We start from the raw sequence: 18129 nt of genomic DNA on the forward strand, positions 1-18129 counted from the left end.
AATGCCCCTGGCCGATCGTGGAAGCTGGCTTGAACCGTCGCGCGCTGTCCAAACGCCAACCCCGAGGCCGTCTTGCGTATCCTGATGATCAATCCGAACACGACGGGGGAGGTCACCGCCCTGATGGCGCGGGTGCTGGAGCCGCAGCTGCCGACAGGCGTCACGCTGATTCCCGTCACCGGGCGCTTCGGCGCACGCTATATCGCCAGCCGGGCGGCTGCGGCCATCGCCGGCCATGCCGCGATCGACGCCTATGCGGAATATGGGCAGGGCTGCGACGCCGTCTATCTGGCCTGTTTCGGCGATCCGGGCCTGCTGGCGCTGAAGGAGCTGGCGCGCATTCCCGTCATCGGCATGGCGGAGGCGAGCTGCCATGCCGCGGCGGCACGGACGGACCGCTTTTCGATCGTCACCGGTGGCGAGCGCTGGGGGCCGATGCTGCGGGAGTTCGTGACGACACTGGGCCTCGGCGAGCGGCTTGCCGGGATCGAGACCGTGGCACCGACCGGGGCCGAGATCGCCCGCGACCCCGACGCCGCCATCGCCCTGCTGACGCAAGCCTGCCGGCAGGCGGCACAACGCGACGGCGTCGGCGCGATCATTCTCGGCGGGGCAGGGCTGGCGGGGCTGGCCGCCCGCATCCAGCCCCATCTCGAGATCCCCGTGATCTGTTCGGTGGAGGCCGGACTGCAGGCTGTGCTGGCGGCGCTGCGCGATCCGCCCACCAAGCCCGCCAAAGGCGATCTCGCCTTGCCGGCGCCGATCGCCAGCGTTGGTCTTGGCGAGAGCCTGGCCGCGTTGCTGGCCCGTCCCTGAGGACGGGCCTTCCACGCAAAGCTCTGCTCAGCCCTTCGTGGCGAGCGAGATGCCGTTCTGCGAGGCGACCCAGTCCGACAGCATCGGCACGTAATCGTCGCCCTTGCCGGCCGCCACCGCGGTGGCGAAGCTGTTCTTCACCGCGTTCCCGATCGGGTTGGGGACGCCAGCCGCGTTCGCCACGCTTTCGAGATAGCGGACATCCTTCAGTGCGTTGACCAGCGTGAACTTGTGCGCGTCGCGATCGCGCTCGAGCACATACTGCATGAAGGTCTGGTAGAAGCCGCAATCCATCCGGCTGCCGCGCAGCACGCTGTCGAAGGTCTGCGGCGTGATGTCGATCTTCGCGGCCAGGGTCAGTGCCTCGGCATAGATCGCGGCATAGCCCATCGAGAGGAAGTTGTTCAGGAGCTTCATCTTGTGGCCGTCGCCGACCGGGCCGAGATGCACCACCTTCTGCGCCCAGGCCTCGATCGCCGGCTTGATCCGCGCGAAGATCTCCGGCGTCGTGCCGACCATGGCCGAGAGCTGGCCGAGCGCGGCTTGCGCCGGCGTGCCGCCGAGCGGGGCGTCCGCCAGATGCAGACCCTTGGCTTCCAGTTCCTGCGCGATCCGCACCGTCACCGTCGGGTCGGAGGTCGAGCAGTCGATGATCACCGTGCCGGGCTTGGCGCCGGCCGCGATGCCGTCCGGCCCGTTCACCACCGCCTCGACCTGGGCGGAGCCGGTCACACAGAGGAAGATGATCGTGGCATTCTCAGCCAGTGCCTTGGGGGTCTTGGCTTCCTTGGCGCCACCGGCGACGAGGGTCTCCACCGGCTTGCGGTTGCGGTGGCCCATGACGGTCAGGGCGAAGCCCTTGTTGAGCAGGCTTTGCGCCATGCCCTGGCCCATCAGGCCGACGCCGATGAAGCCGATGGATTCTTTGGTTGCAGTCATCTTCAACTTCTCCTGTTTATATGAGATTGACTAGAAGGATGTGACGGAACGTCGGGCCGGGATCTGGTCGAGATGTCGTGTTTCCGGCGCCGGAGAACCGCCTTATGACAAGCAGCGGCCCCGTTAGTGCCGGGTCTCCCGTCAAGCCGCCGGCGGGGCTTGCCGTCCCGCGCGGACGGGTGACCCTGCAGATCATCGCCGACCGGCTCTCGGTCTCGACCGCGACCGTGTCGCTGGCCCTGCGCGGCTCGCCGCTGGTGGCCGAGGGGACGCGCATCCGCGTCCAGCAGATGGCCCGCGAGATGGGCTACAGCTACAACCGCAGCGCCGCTTCGCTGAGGACCGACCGCACCAACATTCTCGGCGTCGGCTTTCACGACATCACCAACCCCTATTTCGCCGAACTGCTCGCCGCGATCGAGGAAACGACGACGGCTCATGGCCGCTCGATCCTGCTGGGAACCTATGGCGAGGATCTGGAGCGGCAGGACCGGGTTCTCAACACGCTGAAGGAATACCGCCCCGACGGCATGATTGTGTGTGCCGCCGGCGGCTCGACGCCGGAGACCTTCGCCCATCTGATCGCAGCCGGCGTCCCCCTTGTCCAGCTGTCGCGCGAGATCACGGCCGAGCTGGATTTCGTCGGCTCCGACGACCGGCACGGCACCACTCTGGCGATGGAGCATCTGCTCGGCCTCGGGCATCGCCGAATTGCCTTTATCGGCCATAACCAGCGCATCTCGACCGGCGCGAACCGCTATCGCGGCTATTGCGAGGCTCTGGGTCGTCACGGCATCACGGTCGATCCCGCGTTGGTCTATGCCGCCCATGCCACGCGCGAAAACGGATCGAAGGGTATCCAGGCCGTGCTCGATGCGCCGGACCCGCCGACGGCGGCCGTCTGCATGAACGACCTCTCGGCCTTCGGGGCCATGCTGGGCCTGCGCCATCGCGGCCGCGAAGCCGGCACCGATTTCTCGATCGTCGGCTGCGACGACGTCCAGGAGGCGGCGCAATGGTATCCGGCCCTGACGACGATCCGCAATTTCCAGGACGAGATGGGGCGCAAATCGGCCGAATTCCTGATCAGCCGCATCGCCGAGCCGCACGCCCCGCCCCGCCGCCTGCTGCTGACGCCGGCCCTCGTCATCCGCGGCACGACCAGCCCGCCGCGCCTCTGAGGCGGCCGCTTCCGGCTCAGGCATCGTTGGCCGGCTTGGCGTTGAGCGCGCGATAGGCGCGCACCACCTGCGAATCGTCGCGCCCGCCATGGCCGAGCCCTGACGACGCCAGGAACATCTGGTGGGCCGCCGCCGCCAGCGGCAATGCGGTTTTGGCGGCACGTCCGGCATCGAGCACGATGCTCAGATCCTTGACGAAGATATCGACCGCGCTCGCCACCGCAGGGTCCGACTCCTGCATGCGTGGGCCGCGGTCGCGCAGCATCCAGGAGGAGGCCGCCGAGCCGCCCATGATCTCGAACAGCAGCTTGCCGTCGATGCCGGCCTTCTCCGCCAGAGAGAGCGCCTCGGCCGCAACGGCGATATGCACGCCACAAAGCAGCTGGTTGACGGTCTTCACCGTCGCGCCCTGTCCCGGCGTCTGGCCGACATGGAAGACCTTGTCGCCGAGCGCCTCCAGCACCGGCCGGGCCCGGTCGAAGCTCGGCTGGGCTGCGCCGACCATGATCGTCAGCGTCGCGCCGCGCGCGCCGTTGACGCCACCCGAGACCGGCGCATCGACGAGATGCCGCCCCGCTGCCGCGACCTCTGCCGCGATCGCCTCGACCTCGCCCGGCGGGCAGGTCGCCATCAGCACGACCAGCGCGCCAGGCGCCAGCGCCGCCAGCGCCCCGGCCTCGAACAGCACAGAGCGCGCCTGAGCGGCATTCACCACCATCAGCACCAGAACATCAGCACCGGTCGCTGCCTCGGCCGCGCTACCGGCGGCATGCCCACCAGCCGCGACCAGCGCCTCGCGAGCGCTCGCGCGCATGTCGAAGCCGGTGACGCGGAACTGGCGCTTGACGAGGTTTTCAGCCATCGGCGCGCCCATGGCGCCGAGCCCGATGAAGGCGATGGAGGTTGTCATCTCGCTGGGGCTTTCCAAGCTCCGCCGTCATCCCGGCCGGAGCGAAGCGCAGAGCCGAAATCCATTCCGGAACGGGTCAGGAATGGATCGCGGATCGGCGCGGCAGCGCCGCTTGTCCGGGATGACGGCGCATGTGTCGATGGACGAAGGCAGAGATCCGGATGGTCTATTCCTTCACAGCCCCCGTCATCGCCGACACGTAATGCTCGACGAAGAAGGCGTAGAGGATGACCAGCGGCAGGGAGCCGGCCAGCGCGCCCGCCATCAGCGAGCCCCAGCGATAGATGTCGCCATCGACGAACTCGTTCACGATCGCCACCGGCACCGTCTTGTTCTGCGTCGAGGACAGGAAGGTCAGTGCGTAGATGAACTCGTTCCAGCACAGCGTGAAGGAGAAGATGAAGGCGGAGATCAGCCCGGGCACCGCCAGGGGCAGGATGATCTGGATCAGGATCTGCGTCCGCGAAGCGCCGTCGATCAGCGCGCATTCCTCGAGCTCATAGGGAATCGTCTTGAAATAGCCCATCAGCAGCCAGGTCGAGAACGGGATCAGGATCGTCGGATAGACCAGGATCAGCGCCAGCGGCGTGTCGAACAGGCCGACCTTGTAGATCACGGTGGCAAGCGGAATGAACAGGATCGAGGGCGGCACCAGATAGGCCAGGAAGATCAGCGCGCCGACCGTGACCGCGCCCTTGAAGCGCAGGCGGACGATCGCATAGGCGGCGAGCACGCTGGCGACCAGCGAGATGAAGGTCGCGCAGGTCGCGATGAACATGGTGTTCCAGAGCCAGCGTGGGTATTCGCTCTCGAACAGCAGCTTGTGGATGTGCTTGAAGGTCGGCTCCCAGGTCCAGAACGGGCTGACCTTGTCCATCTCGATCAGCTGATGATCGGGCTTCACCGCCGTCAGCGCCATCCAGTAGAACGGGAACAGCAGCACGATCAGGATCAGGATCAGCGGGATATAGGTGGTGACGACGCGGCGCGGCAACGTCTCGAGATAGCCCATGCCCTCGCTGTGATCGGCTGTGCCCTGGCGACCGGCGCTGTCCTGAATGGCTCCGACGTTACTCATTGCTGCCACCCTGCTGCCATTTGCGTGTCTGGAGCCCGTACCAGGCGATGCCGATCGCCGCGAGCAGGAAGGGAATCATCGCCGTCGAGATCGCCGCGCCCTCGCCGAGCTGCCCGGCGATGATCGCGCGCTGATAGGACAGCGTCGCCATCAGATGGGTCGCGTTCACCGGTCCGCCGCGGGTCAAAGCCCAGATCAGCTGGAAATCGGTGAAGGTGAACAAGACCGAGAAGGTCATCACCACCGCGATGATCGGCGTCAGCAGCGGATAGGTGATGTGACGGAAGCGCTGCCAGGGCGTGGCGCCGTCGAGCGTCGCAGCCTCGTAGAGCGAGGGCGACACAGTCTGCAGGCCGGCCAGCAGCGTGATCGCGATGAAGGGAACGCCGCGCCAGACATTGGCGAAGATCGTCGACCAGCGCGCGTTCCAGACATCGCCCAGAAAATTGATGTTGTAGTCGATCCAGCCGAGCTGCCGCAGCGACCAGGAGATGATCGAGAACTGCGCGTCATAGATCCACCAGAACGCGATCGCCGACAGCACGGTGGGGACGATGAAGGGGATCAGCACGGCGGCGCGGATCAGCGCCTTGAACGGCAGATGCTTGTTGAGCAGCAGCGCCAGATACAATCCGATCACGAATTTCGCGGCGCTGGCGACGGTCGTGTAGAGGATGGTGTTGAACACCGAGGTCCAGAAGACCCGGTCCTCCCAGAGCCAGATGTAGTTTTCCAGCCCGATGAAGACGCCCGCGCGGCCGATCTTGGTGTCGGTGAAGGACAGCCAGACGCCCAGACCCAGCGGATAGGCCAGGAACAGGATCAGGATCGCGGCAGCCGGCATCATGTACCAGAAACCGAGCCAGCCGGAACTGACCTTGAGCTTTTGCCAGGCTGTGCGCTCGCTTCGGGCAGGCGTCAGGCGGGCCGGCATCTCGATTGCGGAATTGGCCATCGCGGGTCCGGGGTCATGCGGGACATCGGTCCGGCCTCATGGGCCGGACTGCGGGTCGGGTCGCGAAATGGGACGCGATCAGAGCGGACGGCCCGCAGCAGCAGGCCGTCCGTCAGGCTTGGGAAAGGCGTCAGCGATAGATCCGCTTGGCCTGCCGCTCGGCGCCGGCCATGGCGCCCTTGATGTCCTCGCGACCCGTCACGTAGTTGGCGAACATGTCGACGACGACGAAGTCGGCGATGGCCGCCGCCGCGTTCTCGCCCAGCGTACCCAGCCCCGCAGGGGTCAGCGTGCGCTTGGCGATGTCGCGGAACACCGTCGTCTTCGGATCGGCGGTCCAGACCGGGTTCTTGTCGTATTCGTTCAGGAAATGCGACAGGTAGCCCTGCGCCGCGGTGATCCAGGGGTTGTACTGCGGGGCATCGAGCATGAAGGCGATGAAGGCCTTGCAGGCATTGGGAACCTTCGTGAACTGGAAGGCCAGCATCGTGAAGGGCAGATGCAGTTCGGTCGGCCGGCCGACAGGGCCGATCGGCATGTAGGCATGGTCCATATCGGCCGCCATCTCGGGCTTTTCCTTCTTGGCCGCGACATAGACCGAGATGCCGTTGACGGTGGTGTGCAGTTCACCCGCGAGGAAGGCCTTGTTGTTCGAGGAATCGTTCCACGAGGCCGTGCCGGGAATGAAGGTGTCGTAGAGCGCCTTGCTGTATTCCAGCGCCTTGGCCGTCTCCGGCGAGTTGATGATGACCTTGTTGTCCTTGTCGACGAGGTTGCCGCCATGGCTCCAGAGCATCCAGTGGACCCAGGTGTTGGCATCGCCCGAGGCGTGGCCGAAGGCCATGCCGGCCGGGGTGTTGTTGGCCTTCAGCCCCTTGCAGAGCTCGAGGAAGCCCGCGGTATCCTTGGGGAATTCCTTGAAGCCCGCCTTGTTCATCGACGAGATGCGGTAGTTCATCAAGGCGCCGCTGGCCGCGATCGGAACGCCGATCCACTTGCCGCCGAGCTTGCCATAGGACTCCGCCGAGGGCGCCCAGCCGCCATGCTTATCGCCGAGATATTTCGCGACATCGCTGAGATCCATGCATTTCTGCGGGAACAGATGCGGCAGCGAATACAGGCCCCAGACGAGGTCGAGACCCTGTCCGGTGTTGGCGACGACCGAGGCCTTGGGCTGCAGATCGTCATAGGATTCGTTGGTGACGTTGACCTTGGCGCCGGTCGCGGCCTCGAAGGCGCTGACCAACTGCATGAACGCCACGTCTTCGGCTTCGACGAAGCGCTTCCAGCGCATCAGATTGATGCGGGCATTCGGCTCGACCTTGAAGGGCGAGGCCTGAGCCCAGGCCTTGGCATAGGCGAGCAGGTTTGTGCTGCCGCCAAGCCCGAGCGCGGCGCCGCCCTTGAGCAATGTTCTGCGATCGAAGTTCATGTTTATCCTCCCTGGATATGGTTCGACGGCTCATTGAGCGGCCGTTTTTGAACCGGTGGTCCGGCCGATGTCAGGTCACGATTCTCTTCCCCGTGCCGGCGTCGAAGAGATGTGTCACGTTGGTATCGGGTGTGATGCGGATGAACTCGCCTGGTTTGGCCATGATGCGCTCGCGGAAAACGCAGGTCAGGCTCTGCCCCCCGCAACGCACCACCACCTGGGTTTCCGAACCCATCGGCTCGACCACCACCACCTCGGCCTGGAGGCCGTTGTCATCGAGCTGGATATGCTCGGGGCGAATGCCGAACACGGCGGCCTTGCCGTCGGATCCGGCCGGCCGGTTGCCGATCGGCCAGACCACCTTGGGCTGTCCCGCCCCGCCATCGGTCTCGAAACCGCCGGCCGTGATCGTGCCCTTGAGCAGGTTCATCGAGGGCGAGCCGATGAAGGCCGCCACGAACAGATTGGCAGGCCGGTCATAGAGCTCGAGCGGCGCGCCCATTTGCTCGACGATGCCGTCATGCATCACCACGATCTTGTCGGCCATGGTCATGGCCTCGATCTGGTCGTGGGTGACGTAGACGGTCGTGGTCTTGAGCCGCTGATGCAGCTCCTTGATCTCGGTGCGCATCTGCACCCGCAGCTTGGCGTCGAGATTGGAGAGTGGCTCGTCGAACAGGAAGACCTGCGGATCGCGCACGATGGCGCGGCCCATGGCGACGCGCTGGCGCTGGCCGCCCGAAAGCTGGCGCGGATAGCGGTCAAGCAGCTTGTCGAGGCCCAGAATGCCGGCCGCCTTGCCGACGCGCTCGTCGATCTCGGCCTTGGGCGCCTTCCGCAGCTTCATCGAGAAGGCCATGTTGGCGGCGACCGTCATATGCGGGTAGAGCGCATAGTTCTGGAACACCATGGCGATGTCGCGCTCTTTCGGCGGCACGTCGTTGACGACGCGGGGTCCGATCCGGATCTCGCCGCCGGAGATATTTTCAAGCCCGGCAATCATGCGCAGCAGGGTGGATTTTCCGCAGCCGGAAGGGCCGACCAGAATCACGAACTCGCCGTCGTCGATGTCGATATCGACGCCGTGAATCACCTGTGTCGTGCCGTACGCCTTGCGCACGTCGGCAATCTGGACTGAGGCCATGTGGGCCCTCTCCTAACTTCGTTTCCCCGTGGACCCGGTGGTCCGCGCTTGTCGCGCGAAGTCCGGGTCGCATCGTGTATCGGCCTGTTGCGACCGATCGATGAAGGTTGCTGTCGGCTAAGGACCGCGCCTCTTCCGGAGGAGGACGGTCACTTGCGCCGCAGTTCATCTGCGATAAAGTCATACCATACAGACAGGCGTGTCAAGCGCCGGGGGCGGCGAGGCCCGAGCCAAGTCGCAGCAGCGGGGGAGGCGCAGGAAGATGCGGGTACGCGACTATTCGCGACCGACGACGCTCAACCCCGACCGCCTCTTCGGTCAGGTCGCCCAGAAGCTTGCCGTCGCCATCATCACCGGCGCTGTCAGGGCCGGCGAACTGCTTCCCAACGCGGATGATCTGCGCGCCGACATCTCGGTGTCGCGCACCGCCTATCGCGAGGCCGTCAAGGTGCTCACCGCCAAGGGGCTGGTCGAGGCCAGACCCAAGAGCGGCACCAGGGCAGCACCGCGCGACAGCTGGAACCTGCTCGACCCCGATGTCCTCGCCTGGCATTTCGAGGCCGACCCGAACGAGAAATTCATCCGCGATCTCTTCGAGTTGCGCCGCTTCGCCGAGCCAGCGGCGGCCAGGCTGGCAGCGCAGCGCCGCACGCCGGCCGACATCGCGCGCATCGAGGCCGCCTTCCGTGGCATGTCCGACAACCAGCCCTATGCGGATGCCACGATCCGGGCCGATCTCGCCTTCCACGAGGCGGTTTTCGCCGCCTCGCACAATGCCACGCTGATGTGCCTGGCGAGCGCCGTCGCGGCGACCGTGCAGTGGTCCCTGCTGCTGAAATCGATCGACGGCCGCGACTTCTTCCTCGCCTCGCTGACCGATCACGAGCGCATCCTCGAGGCGATCGTCCAGCGCGACGGGGATCTCGCCTCGGCGCGGATGACCGCGCTCGTCATCGACAGTCTCGACACGACTTTGGCCATGCTGACGCCGGCAGCAGCAACGCCGCTGCTCCAGAAAACCGCATGAATAAGTCATATTACTTATGCGCCAGCGGCGCTTTCGCGGGGACGCCCCACATGGTGGGATGGTCCTTGATCGAGCGCCGGCGAGCGGACGGCTTCCCTGCAGCCGCGATATCGGCCATCTAATCGATTCACATTCGCCTGATCAAGCCGCCCGCCCATCACTCGCAGCCTACGGAAAACGCGCCCCATGACACGGCCCGACGCCCCCGAAATCCTCATGACCGGCCCGCTGATGGCCTATGCCGCCGACCAGCTGAAGGCGAAATTCACCGTCCACGAACTCTGGAATGCGCCGGACAAGGCCGCCTTCCTGCGCGAGATCTCCGGTCGCGTGCGCGGCATCGCCGGCGGCGGCCATATCCGCATCGACGGCGCGCTGTTCGACGCGCTGCCCAAGCTCGAGATGATCGCCAATTTCGGCGTCGGCTATGACAATGTCGACGCGGCGGAGGCCGGCCGTCGCGGGCTCGTCGTCTCCAACACACCTGACGTCCTGACCGACGAAGTCGCCGATCTCGCCATCGGTCTGCTGATCTCAACCGTTCGGCAGCTGCCGCAGGTCGACCGTTATCTGCGCGAGGGCAAATGGCTCAAGGCGCCCTATCCGCTGACCACCTCGCTGCGCAAGCGCAAGGTCGGCATCGTCGGGCTGGGCCGCATCGGCAAGGCGGTGGCGCACCGGGTCGAGGCGTTCGGCCTGCCGATCGCCTATCACGGCCGCTCCCGCCAGGAAGACGTGCCCTATCGCTATTATCCCTCGCTGGTCGAGATGGCGGCCGATGTCGACACGCTGATCTCGGTCGCACCTGGCGGCGCCTCGACGCACCACATCATCAATGCCGAGGTGCTGAAGGCACTCGGCCCCAACGGCGTCGTCATCAATGTCGGCCGCGGCACCGTGATCGACGAGCAGGCGCTGATCGAAGCCCTGCAGAACAAGACCATTCTCTCGGCCGGTCTCGACGTCTTCGAGGACGAGCCGCGCGTGCCCGCCGCGCTGATCGCGATCGAGCATGCCGTGCTGCTGCCCCATGTCGGTTCGGCCTCGGTCCACACCCGCGAGCAGATGGGCCAGCTCGTCGTCGACAACCTCTTTTCCTGGTTCGAAGGCAAGGGCCCCCTGACGCCCGTGCCCGAAACCCCCTGGAAGGGCTGACGATGCGGCGTCGTCTCCGCCTGGGCGTGGTCGCGGCAGGCATCGGCTTGTCGCTGCACCCTGCCGTCGCGCAGACGACGATGCCGCCCCGCGGCGCGGACCAGGCCCCAGACGCCCTTCGCCCGCTTCTGGGCGCCTGGGATCTGGAGGTGGTGGATCAACCGCGCCGCTGCACGATCATCCTGGGTGCTGAAGCCGCAGCCCATGGCCGGCAGGTGCGCTTTCCCGCGACCTGCCGCCGGGCCATCCCGATCCTCGCCACCGTCTCCAACTGGACCGTGACCGCCAAGGGTCTGCCGCTTCTGGCGGATGCGCAGGGGAAGGCCTTGCTCGGCTTCGATGGCACCGGGCCGTCGGCCGCGCTGCGGGCAAAGGCCGATGATGGCCAGGACTATCGTCTCGACCCCAAATCCTACCCCCGCAGCGTCAAGGCGCCTTCGAACGCCGCGACGCAGACCGCAACAGCGGCCCAACGCCCGACCCTCGTCGATCCGGGCCGCGCCCCGGCCGCCGACACGGTGCCGGGGCGCTACGTCCTGATGCGCCAGCTGAACCGCGAGGCCTGCCGCCTGGTGCTGAGCACTGGCCCCCAGGCCGGCGCGCCTGCCGCCTTCGAAGGGTCCTGCACCGATACCGGCCTGACCATCTTCGATCCAGCCGGCTGGCGCTACAACGCCGGCCGTCTTTCGCTCGTGGCGCGCAAGGGCCACAGCGTCGATCTCGTTTTCGAGAACGGCCATTGGCGCAAGGACCCGGCCGTCGGCGCGCCGCTCCTGATGCGCCGGCTCTCGCCCTAACGGCCAGTCCGACATGTTGCGGCCGGTTGTTCGCCGCGATTCCTGACGCTAGGTTACCGCGATTTCATCGAGATCGTGCTGGCGGCTGGGCATGATCGTTCCTAGATCGGCGTCAGGCGCCTGAACATGGCGCAAACAAAAGGATTGCGGAATGTTCAACGCCAAATCTCTCCTTGATGCACTCGTCAGCGCCGGAACGCAGGCTGGAAAACCGGGCGGACAAGGCCAGACCGGAACCCTGGGCTCGATCCTGGGCGGGCTGGCCGAGAAGGTCCAGCAGAGCGGCGGCATCGGCGGGCTCGCCGGCATGGCAGGCCAGATCCTGACCCAGGCCCAGCAGGGCGTCGGCGACGCCGCCCGCCAGACCGGCGTGCAGCAGAAGGCTGGCGATGCGCTGGGTCAGGTCACCGGCGGTCGCTCCGCCCAGGATGTGCTGGCCCAGGCCAAGGCGATGTTCGACAAGAACCCGGCGATGGCGACAGCCGTGCTCGGCGGCCTCGGCGCGCTGGTCTTCGGCTCATCGACCGGCCGGGCCGTCGTCGGGTCCGCGGCCCGCCTCGGCGGCATGGCCCTGATCGGCGGGTTGGCCTACAAGGCCTATCAGAACCATCAATCGGGCAAGCCGCTGCTTGATCTCGCCAGCCCGGACCTTCTGCCCGCGCCCGCGGGCACCGGCTTCGAGCCCGAAGCCGCCAGCCAGGCGACCGCTCTGGTCTTCATCCGCGCCATGATCGCCGCCGCAGCAGCCGATGGCGACATCGACGCCGACGAGCGGACCGTCATTCTCGGCGGCCTGCGCGAAGCCGGTTTCGACCAGGAGGCGAATGAATGGCTGGCTAAGGAAATGGCCAATCCGGCTTCGGTCGAAGCTCTGGTCGAGGGGGCGGAAAGCCCTGAGGTCGCGGCGCAGATCTACACCGCCGCGCGTATCGCCATCAATCCCGACACGCCTAGGGAAAAGGATTTCCTGGCCGGCCTGGCGGCATCGCTCGGGCTCGATGCCGAGCTCGTCTCCAATATTGATATCGCCGCCAGCGCCGCCAAGGTCTGACGCGCGCCCACTGATCGTCATCTCGCCGCCCGCCCTCCATGGCGGCGGTTCTCACGCGCGGCGGCCGGCGCCGCGCGCCCATCTCATACGCGTCACGCGCAATCGCGCGGAAAACTTCAGCGCCCCGTTAATCATCGCAGCTGAATAGTCGCCGCGCGCGCCGGTCATCCACCCAGGTTTAGGAATTTTAGGAGAGTAAGGCAGAGGCCAGAAACGGCCGACTGCAAACAAACGCTCGCCCGGGCCCTGTCATTCGGCGCCCGAGCGGAAGACCGGCGCACGGGAGAAAGAGACAAGGACATGTCTTTGCCTGCGATGATCAGGGCGATGCGACCGCATCACTGGCTGAAGAATGGGCTCGTCTTCGTTCCGATTCTTCTTAACCATGACGTCTTCGACATTTCCGCGATCGGGCATGGCGTCGTCGCGTTCATAGCCTTCAGCCTGATGGCGTCCTCGATCTACCTCCTCAACGACATCATCGATGTCGAGGCCGATCGGCGCCACCCGACCAAATGCAAGCGCCCGCTTGCGGCAGGCGAGATCACCGAGCGTCAGGCATACGCTGCGGTGCCGCTGCTGCTGGCATCGTCCTTCGCGCTGTCCTGGCTGCTGCCGCAGCCTCGCCTCTTCCTGATGGCGCTCGCCGCCTATCTCGCTTTGGCGCTGGCCTATCTCTTCGTCCTCAAGCGCAAGCTGCTGGTCGATGTGCTGGGCCTGGCTGCCCTGCACACCTTGCGGATCCTCGCCGGCAATGCCGCCGCCGCGATTCCGATCTCCTCCTGGTTGCTCGCCTTCTCGATGTTCCTGTTCCTGAGCCTGGCGCTGGTGAAGCGCTATGCCGAACTGCGGATCACGCAGGACCAGTCGGGCCTCAAAAAGGCCGGCCGCGGCTACCATGCCGAGGACATCGAGGCGCTGTCGCAGCTCGGCATGGCCTCGGGCTGCACCTGCGCGCTGATCATGGCGCTCTATGTCGACAGCGCCGCCGTCAAGGAACTCTATCGCCGCCCCGAACTGATCTGGCTGGTCTGCCCGATCATCCTGTATCAGATGGCGCGCATCTGGTTCCTGGCACGGCGTGGGCACATGCCCGACGATCCGCTGGTGTTCATGATCCGTGATTGGCGCAGCCAGGTGACGGGCGCGGCCGTCGTCGTGATCATGGTCGCCGCGACATTGTGGCCGTGATGAAAGCGCGGTCCGAGATCGGCTCCTGGGGCGGCCTGAAGGCGAAGGATAGTGCCACGCTCGCGCCCGAGGCCTGGATGGCCCATCCCTCGCCGGAGCAGGGGCCGGTGCTGGCCCACGGCAATGGCCGCTCCTATGGCGATTCCTGCCTCAACGATGGCGGGCGGCTGATCATGGCACGCGGGCTCGATCGCGTCCTCGCTTTCGACCGCGAGAACGGCGTCGTCTCCTGCGAGGCCGGGGTCCTGCTCGACGACCTGTTGAAGCTGGTCGTGCCAGCGGGCTGGTTTCCGCCCGTCACGCCGGGCACCTGTTTCGTGACGATCGGCGGAGCGCTTGCCAACGACGTTCATGGCAAGAACCACCACCGCGCCGGGACCTTCGGCCGCCATGTCCTGGCCTTCGAACTCGTCCGCTCGGATGGGCAGCGGCTTACCTGCGCGCCCGACATCAATGCCGGCCTCTTTGCCGCGACCATTGGGGGCATGGGCCTCACCGGCCTGATCACGCAGGTCACGCTGCAGCTCATGCCGGTGGCCTCCGGCGAGATGATGCAGGAGACGATCCATTTCGACGGTCTCGACCGCTTCTTCGCCATCGCGGCTCAATCCGACGCGACGCATGACTATACCGTCGCCTGGATCGACGCGCTCGCCAGCGGCTCAAGCTTCGGGCGCGGCGTCTTCTTCCGCGCCAACCACGCGCCGGCTGCCAACACGTCGCCGAGCCGACCCCGGCGCAGCCTGCCGTTTCCGATCAAGCCGCCGATCCCGCTCATCAACGGCCTGACGCTGCGCGCCTTCAACCTGCTCTATCGTACGATGCAGCCACGCTCGCCTGATCCACGCCGCATCGCCTATCGCCCGTTCTTCTATCCGCTCGACCGGGTGCGCAACTGGAACCGCGCCTATGGCCCCAACGGCCTGCGCCAGTTCCAATGCGCAATCCCCATGGCCGATGCCCGCGACGCGGTCGAGGCGATGCTGCGGCTGACGCTGGCTTCCGGCGAGGCCTCCTTCCTGACCGTGCTCAAGCTCTTCGGCGATGTCCCCTCGCCCGGGATGATGTCCTTCCCTGTCGCCGGGGCGACGCTCACGCTCGACTTTCCCAACCGGGGGGCGCGGACGGAGAGGCTGCTGACCGCACTCGACCGGATCGCTCTCGAGGCAGGCGGTCGCGTCAACCCCTACAAGGACGCCCGGATGTCGCCTGCGACCTTTCGGGCCTCCTTCCCGCAATGGCGCGATTTCGCGCAACATATCGACCCCGGCTTTTCGTCGAGCTTCTGGCGGCGGGTGACGGCTGGCTAAGCGCCGCACCGGGCTTTGGCTTCGGCGGTCAAAAAAAATCTGCGCGTCCTTTGAACCGCCCCGCCATCCGCCGCGACCAACGGTCATGGAGGGCGAATGGTTCGCTCCCGAAAGCCTTCAGGGAGATCAAGACGATGACCCGCTTCAGGAAGATCGCGACCGCCACGCTTGCCGCTCTCACGCTCGCCACCACGCTCGCGGCCACCGCCGCCGAAGCACGTCCGCGTCATTGGGGCCATCGCGGCTATGGCTATGGCGCCGGCATCGTCGGTGCGCTCGCCGTCGGCGGGCTGCTCGCCGCCGCCGCGTCCCGCCCGGCCTATGGCGGCTACTACGCCTACGGCCCGGTCCGCCGCTGCGACATGGTCGAGCGCATCAACCGCTATGGCGAGATCGTCGGCTGGCGCCGCGTCTGCGGGTACTACTGAGTGAGGTCGGCCCGGGGCCAGGAACCCGCAGGGCCGTCACCAGACATCTCGGCATGACGCCGGAACTCGCAGACCCTTCAGAGCGGCTCCCCGATCCTCCCGGGGGGCCGTTTCGCTTTGACTTCAGCGCATGAAAAAGGGCCGGCGAACCGGCCCTTTCCAAAGCAGACGTCCGAGGAACGCCTCAGCCTTTCGACACCGCGACCTTGCGCAGGTAATCCGTGACGATGCGGGTGATGCCGCGCGACAGCAGGTCGTCCAGCGCAGTGATGAAGGTGTCGCAATCCTCGCGCGTCGCGATCAGCGGCGGCTCGAGCCGGATGACGTTGCGGTTGTATTCGGTGAAGGCGACGAGCACGTCGTAATCCTTCAGGAGCAGTGCGCCGATGAAGCCGCAGAGCGAACCCTTCAGCTTGTCGTCGAGCAGCGCGACCATGTGCTTGAGCCCAAAGGGCATGGTCTCGCTGATGTCCTGGAACTCGACGCCGATCATCAGGCCGCGCCCACGGATCTCCTTGAGCAGGCTCGGATGCTTGACCCGCAGCGCGTTCAGCCGCTCGATCAGATAGTCGCCCTGGCGCTGGGCATTGCCCATGAGGTCTTCCTCATAGAGCACGTTCAGCCCCTCGATCGCCGAGATGCAGGCCTCGCCCATGCCCCCGAAGGTCGCCTGCGCATGGATCAGCGCGGTCTTGGGCTTGCCATAGGCCTTCATGTAGAGCTCGCGACGCGCGATCATCGCGCCCATCGCGGCCTTGGAGCCTCCCAGCGCCTTGGCGAGCGCGGTGACGTCCGGCACCACGCCGTCGCGCTCGAAGGCGAAGAACTGCCCGGTGCGTCCGAGGCCGCACTGCACCTCGTCGGCGACCCAGAGCACGCCATGCTTGTCGCAAAGCGCGCGCAGCTCGCGCCAGAAGCCGAGCGGCGCCTCGATGATGCCGCCACCGCCCTGGATCGTTTCCATCACGACGATGCCGATGGTCGGGTCGCTTTCAAGCGCCCGGCGCACCGCCTCGATGTCGCCGAACGGTACCTTGACCCGGTTCTCGACCAGCTTGAACTGCGACTGGTAGAGCGTGGAATCCGTGACCGAGAGCACGCCCTTGGTCTTGCCGTGGAAGGAGTTCGCGGCATGCAGGATCTTGGACTTGGCCGGACCCTGCGCCTGCTCGGCGACCTTCAGCGCGGCCTCCATCGCCTCCGAGCCGGTCGAGCCGAGGAAAACCATGTCGAGATCGCCCGGCGAGATCGCGGCAAGATTGGCCGCGAGTGCGGAGGCATATTGCGACATGAACGCCATGCAGATCTCATGGCGGTTCTCGTCCTGGAATTTCTTGCGCGCCGCGACGATGCGCGGATGGTTGTGGCCGAAGGCGACCGAGCAGAACCCGCCGAAGAAATCGAGGATCTTGCGGCCGTCCTTGGTGATGTAGTGCATGCCCTCGGCGCGATCGACGAGGATCTTGTCGAAGCCGAGCAGCTTGAGGAAATGCACCTGGCCCGGATTAATGTGGCTGGTGAAGAGCTCCTTCACCGTCTGCACATCGAGATTCTTGGCATCCTCGACGCTGTAGAGCTTCGGCCGGGCGGGCGCGGTCATCGCGGCATCTTCGGACTTGAAAGCGGGCATGCTCATGCGGCGACACTCCTGCGAGCTTCATGCGAGGGCGCTTTGGCCCGGCGATATTCGGTGTAGGCGGCGAGCAGCATGTCCTCGTCGCGATGCATCGGCTTCCAGCCAAGCTCGCGCTTGGCCTTGGAGGTGTCGAGAATGCAGATCTCGTCGGCGATCATGTACTGCTCGGGGTCCATGATCGGCATGTTGACCGCATCGAGCGCGTTCAGCGTCAGCTTCACCAGCGAGCCCGGGGTCGGCAGCAGGATCGACTTCGAGCCGGCATGCCTGATCAGATCGCCGAGCAGCTTGCGAACCGGCGGCGGATCGTCCGAGCCGAGATTATAGGCGCTGTTGGGGAAGTCCGCCTTCCAGGCCGCGACGCAGGCGCTGGCGCAGTCGAACACGGAGATGAACTGGTAGGGGTTCTTGCCCGAACCGATCATCGGCACCGGCAGGTTCATGTCGATCAGCTTGAACAGCTTGACCAGGATGCCGAGCCGCCCGGGCCCGATGATCAGGCGCGGCCGGAAGATCGGGATCTGGAAGCCCTTGTCGCGATAGCTCTGGGCGAGCGTCTCGGTGGCGAGCTTGCTCTCGCCATATTCGCCCAGCGGCTTGGCGGGGTGCGTCTCGTCCTGAGGCACCGTCACCGAATGGCCATAGATCATGTCGGTGGTGAAATGGACGAGCTTGTTGGCGCCCGCCTTCTCCATCCAGGACAGGATGTTCTGCGTGCCGTGATAATTCACCGGCCAGAAGAAATCATGCCGCTCCGCCCGCGTCACGATCGGCGAAAGCATCTTGGCCGAGAGGTTGTAGACCAGGTCGTCCTGAGCGAGCGGGATGCCGGCGACGCTCTGCGCATCCGTCACGTCGATGCGGTGGAACGGCACCGAGGCGTAATGGGCATGGCCGCTCTTGACGATGTCGGCGACCAGCACCTCCTCGCCCATGGCGTGGAGATCCGCCGCCAGATGCGAACCGACGAAGCCGTCGCCGCCGATGATGATGTGCTTCATGCACGCTCTCCGTCGCGACGCGGCCGCTGGGCGCGCACCGGTACAGGCACAGGAACCGTCTGGGGCGCGAGCAGGGCG

The 18129-nt window shown here is 66.0% G+C and carries 17 protein-coding genes; 9 read left to right on the top strand and 8 right to left on the bottom strand.

Annotation, left to right across the window (positions count from 1 at the left end):
* The first annotated feature begins 72 nt into the window (after positions 1-72).
* A complete protein-coding gene (locus IP69_RS07165) occupies positions 73-816 on the top strand; it encodes an aspartate/glutamate racemase family protein (RefSeq protein WP_054142128.1) in 744 nt (247 codons plus the stop codon).
* Positions 817-843: 27 nt separating this feature from the next.
* On the opposite strand, the gene IP69_RS07170 is transcribed toward IP69_RS07165, so the two are convergent.
* Entirely contained in the window at positions 844-1755 is a 912-nt protein-coding gene (locus tag IP69_RS07170) for an NAD(P)-dependent oxidoreductase (RefSeq protein ID WP_054142129.1), read from the bottom strand.
* Between the two features lie 104 nt (positions 1756-1859).
* Here IP69_RS07170 and IP69_RS07175 point away from each other — a divergent pair, with 104 nt between their 5' ends.
* A complete protein-coding gene (locus IP69_RS07175) occupies positions 1860-2936 on the top strand; it encodes a LacI family DNA-binding transcriptional regulator (protein WP_082359085.1) in 1077 nt (358 codons plus the stop codon).
* Positions 2937-2952: 16 nt separating this feature from the next.
* Here IP69_RS07175 and IP69_RS07180 read toward each other — a convergent pair whose 3' ends face one another.
* The 5 genes from IP69_RS07180 to ugpC all read right to left on the bottom strand — a co-directional run bounded on the left by IP69_RS07180 (position 2953) and on the right by ugpC (position 8455).
* A complete protein-coding gene (locus IP69_RS07180; RefSeq protein ID WP_054142131.1) occupies positions 2953-3846 on the bottom strand; it encodes an NAD(P)-dependent oxidoreductase in 894 nt (297 codons plus the stop codon).
* 166 nt (positions 3847-4012) lie between these two features.
* Positions 4013-4924 carry a carbohydrate ABC transporter permease gene (locus tag IP69_RS07185; RefSeq protein WP_054142132.1) on the bottom strand — a complete coding sequence of 304 codons (912 nt, stop codon included), beginning with the start codon at positions 4922-4924 and terminating at the stop codon, positions 4013-4015.
* On the bottom strand, positions 4917-5879 hold the full coding sequence (locus IP69_RS07190; RefSeq protein WP_054142133.1) for a sugar ABC transporter permease: 963 nt from the start codon (positions 5877-5879) through the stop codon (positions 4917-4919). The genes IP69_RS07185 and IP69_RS07190 overlap by 8 nt, the downstream gene beginning before the upstream one ends.
* A 130-nt stretch (positions 5880-6009) precedes the next feature.
* The gene (locus IP69_RS07195) at positions 6010-7311 is read right to left on the bottom strand and encodes an ABC transporter substrate-binding protein (protein ID WP_054142134.1); all 1302 of its coding nucleotides are present in this window, start codon (positions 7309-7311) and stop codon (positions 6010-6012) included.
* Between the two features lie 70 nt (positions 7312-7381).
* The gene (gene ugpC, locus IP69_RS07200) at positions 7382-8455 is read right to left on the bottom strand and encodes a sn-glycerol-3-phosphate ABC transporter ATP-binding protein UgpC (RefSeq protein ID WP_054142135.1); all 1074 of its coding nucleotides are present in this window, start codon (positions 8453-8455) and stop codon (positions 7382-7384) included.
* Positions 8456-8717: 262 nt separating this feature from the next.
* Here ugpC and IP69_RS07205 point away from each other — a divergent pair, with 262 nt between their 5' ends.
* The 7 genes from IP69_RS07205 (at position 8718) to IP69_RS07235 (ending at position 15414) form a co-directional block, all read left to right on the top strand.
* Positions 8718-9482: a FadR/GntR family transcriptional regulator gene (locus IP69_RS07205; RefSeq protein WP_054142136.1), complete on the top strand. Its 765-nt coding sequence runs from the start codon at positions 8718-8720 to the stop codon at positions 9480-9482.
* Positions 9483-9668: 186 nt separating this feature from the next.
* Positions 9669-10637 carry a 2-hydroxyacid dehydrogenase gene (locus tag IP69_RS07210; protein WP_054142137.1) on the top strand — a complete coding sequence of 323 codons (969 nt, stop codon included), beginning with the start codon at positions 9669-9671 and terminating at the stop codon, positions 10635-10637.
* A gap of 2 nt (positions 10638-10639) precedes the next feature.
* The gene (locus IP69_RS07215) at positions 10640-11434 is read left to right on the top strand and encodes an AprI/Inh family metalloprotease inhibitor (RefSeq protein WP_054142138.1); all 795 of its coding nucleotides are present in this window, start codon (positions 10640-10642) and stop codon (positions 11432-11434) included.
* Between the two features lie 151 nt (positions 11435-11585).
* Positions 11586-12485, top strand: coding sequence for a DUF533 domain-containing protein (locus tag IP69_RS07220; protein WP_054142139.1), 900 nt, complete (start codon positions 11586-11588; stop codon positions 12483-12485).
* Between the two features lie 300 nt (positions 12486-12785).
* Positions 12786-13676, top strand: coding sequence for a UbiA family prenyltransferase (locus tag IP69_RS07225; RefSeq protein ID WP_082359088.1), 891 nt, complete (start codon positions 12786-12788; stop codon positions 13674-13676).
* Positions 13676-14986, top strand: a complete 1311-nt coding sequence (locus IP69_RS07230) for an FAD-binding oxidoreductase (RefSeq protein ID WP_054142141.1) — start codon at positions 13676-13678, stop codon at positions 14984-14986. The genes IP69_RS07225 and IP69_RS07230 overlap by 1 nt, the downstream gene beginning before the upstream one ends.
* 134 nt (positions 14987-15120) lie before the next feature.
* Complete coding sequence (locus IP69_RS07235; protein ID WP_054142142.1) at positions 15121-15414, top strand: hypothetical protein; 294 nt, start codon at positions 15121-15123, stop codon at positions 15412-15414.
* Between the two features lie 184 nt (positions 15415-15598).
* Here IP69_RS07235 and IP69_RS07240 read toward each other — a convergent pair whose 3' ends face one another.
* Positions 15599-17050 (bottom strand): aminotransferase class III-fold pyridoxal phosphate-dependent enzyme, encoded by a 1452-nt coding sequence (locus IP69_RS07240; protein WP_082359090.1) that lies wholly within the window; start codon positions 17048-17050, stop codon positions 15599-15601.
* A complete protein-coding gene (locus tag IP69_RS07245; RefSeq protein ID WP_054142144.1) occupies positions 17047-18051 on the bottom strand; it encodes an NAD(P)-dependent oxidoreductase in 1005 nt (334 codons plus the stop codon). Before IP69_RS07245 ends, IP69_RS07240 begins: the two co-directional genes overlap by 4 nt.
* Between the last annotated feature and the right edge of the window lie 78 nt (positions 18052-18129).

It is taken from the genome of Allobosea sp. AAP35 (assembly GCF_001295925.1).
In the GTDB taxonomy this organism is placed as follows: Bacteria; Pseudomonadota; Alphaproteobacteria; order Rhizobiales; family Beijerinckiaceae; genus Allobosea.

Bases quoted from the DNA above. Each gene is read 5' to 3' on its own strand.
- IP69_RS07185 (WP_054142132.1), bottom strand. From the start codon at position 4,924: ATGAGTAACGTCGGAGCCATTCAGGACAGCGCCGGTCGCCAGGGCACA.
- IP69_RS07190 (WP_054142133.1), bottom strand. From the start codon at position 5,879: ATGGCCAATTCCGCAATCGAGATGCCGGCCCGCCTGACGCCTGCCCGA.
- IP69_RS07180 (WP_054142131.1), bottom strand. From the start codon at position 3,846: ATGACAACCTCCATCGCCTTCATCGGGCTCGGCGCCATGGGCGCGCCG.
- IP69_RS07225 (WP_082359088.1), top strand. From the start codon at position 12,786: ATGTCTTTGCCTGCGATGATCAGGGCGATGCGACCGCATCACTGGCTG.
- IP69_RS07245 (WP_054142144.1), bottom strand. From the start codon at position 18,051: ATGAAGCACATCATCATCGGCGGCGACGGCTTCGTCGGTTCGCATCTG.
- IP69_RS07230 (WP_054142141.1), top strand. From the start codon at position 13,676: ATGAAAGCGCGGTCCGAGATCGGCTCCTGGGGCGGCCTGAAGGCGAAG.
- IP69_RS07240 (WP_082359090.1), bottom strand. From the start codon at position 17,050: ATGAGCATGCCCGCTTTCAAGTCCGAAGATGCCGCGATGACCGCGCCC.
- ugpC (WP_054142135.1), bottom strand. From the start codon at position 8,455: ATGGCCTCAGTCCAGATTGCCGACGTGCGCAAGGCGTACGGCACGACA.
- IP69_RS07195 (WP_054142134.1), bottom strand. From the start codon at position 7,311: ATGAACTTCGATCGCAGAACATTGCTCAAGGGCGGCGCCGCGCTCGGG.
- IP69_RS07175 (WP_082359085.1), top strand. From the start codon at position 1,860: ATGACAAGCAGCGGCCCCGTTAGTGCCGGGTCTCCCGTCAAGCCGCCG.
- IP69_RS07220 (WP_054142139.1), top strand. From the start codon at position 11,586: ATGTTCAACGCCAAATCTCTCCTTGATGCACTCGTCAGCGCCGGAACG.
- IP69_RS07215 (WP_054142138.1), top strand. From the start codon at position 10,640: ATGCGGCGTCGTCTCCGCCTGGGCGTGGTCGCGGCAGGCATCGGCTTG.
- IP69_RS07205 (WP_054142136.1), top strand. From the start codon at position 8,718: ATGCGGGTACGCGACTATTCGCGACCGACGACGCTCAACCCCGACCGC.
- IP69_RS07170 (WP_054142129.1), bottom strand. From the start codon at position 1,755: ATGACTGCAACCAAAGAATCCATCGGCTTCATCGGCGTCGGCCTGATG.
- IP69_RS07210 (WP_054142137.1), top strand. From the start codon at position 9,669: ATGACACGGCCCGACGCCCCCGAAATCCTCATGACCGGCCCGCTGATG.
- IP69_RS07235 (WP_054142142.1), top strand. From the start codon at position 15,121: ATGACCCGCTTCAGGAAGATCGCGACCGCCACGCTTGCCGCTCTCACG.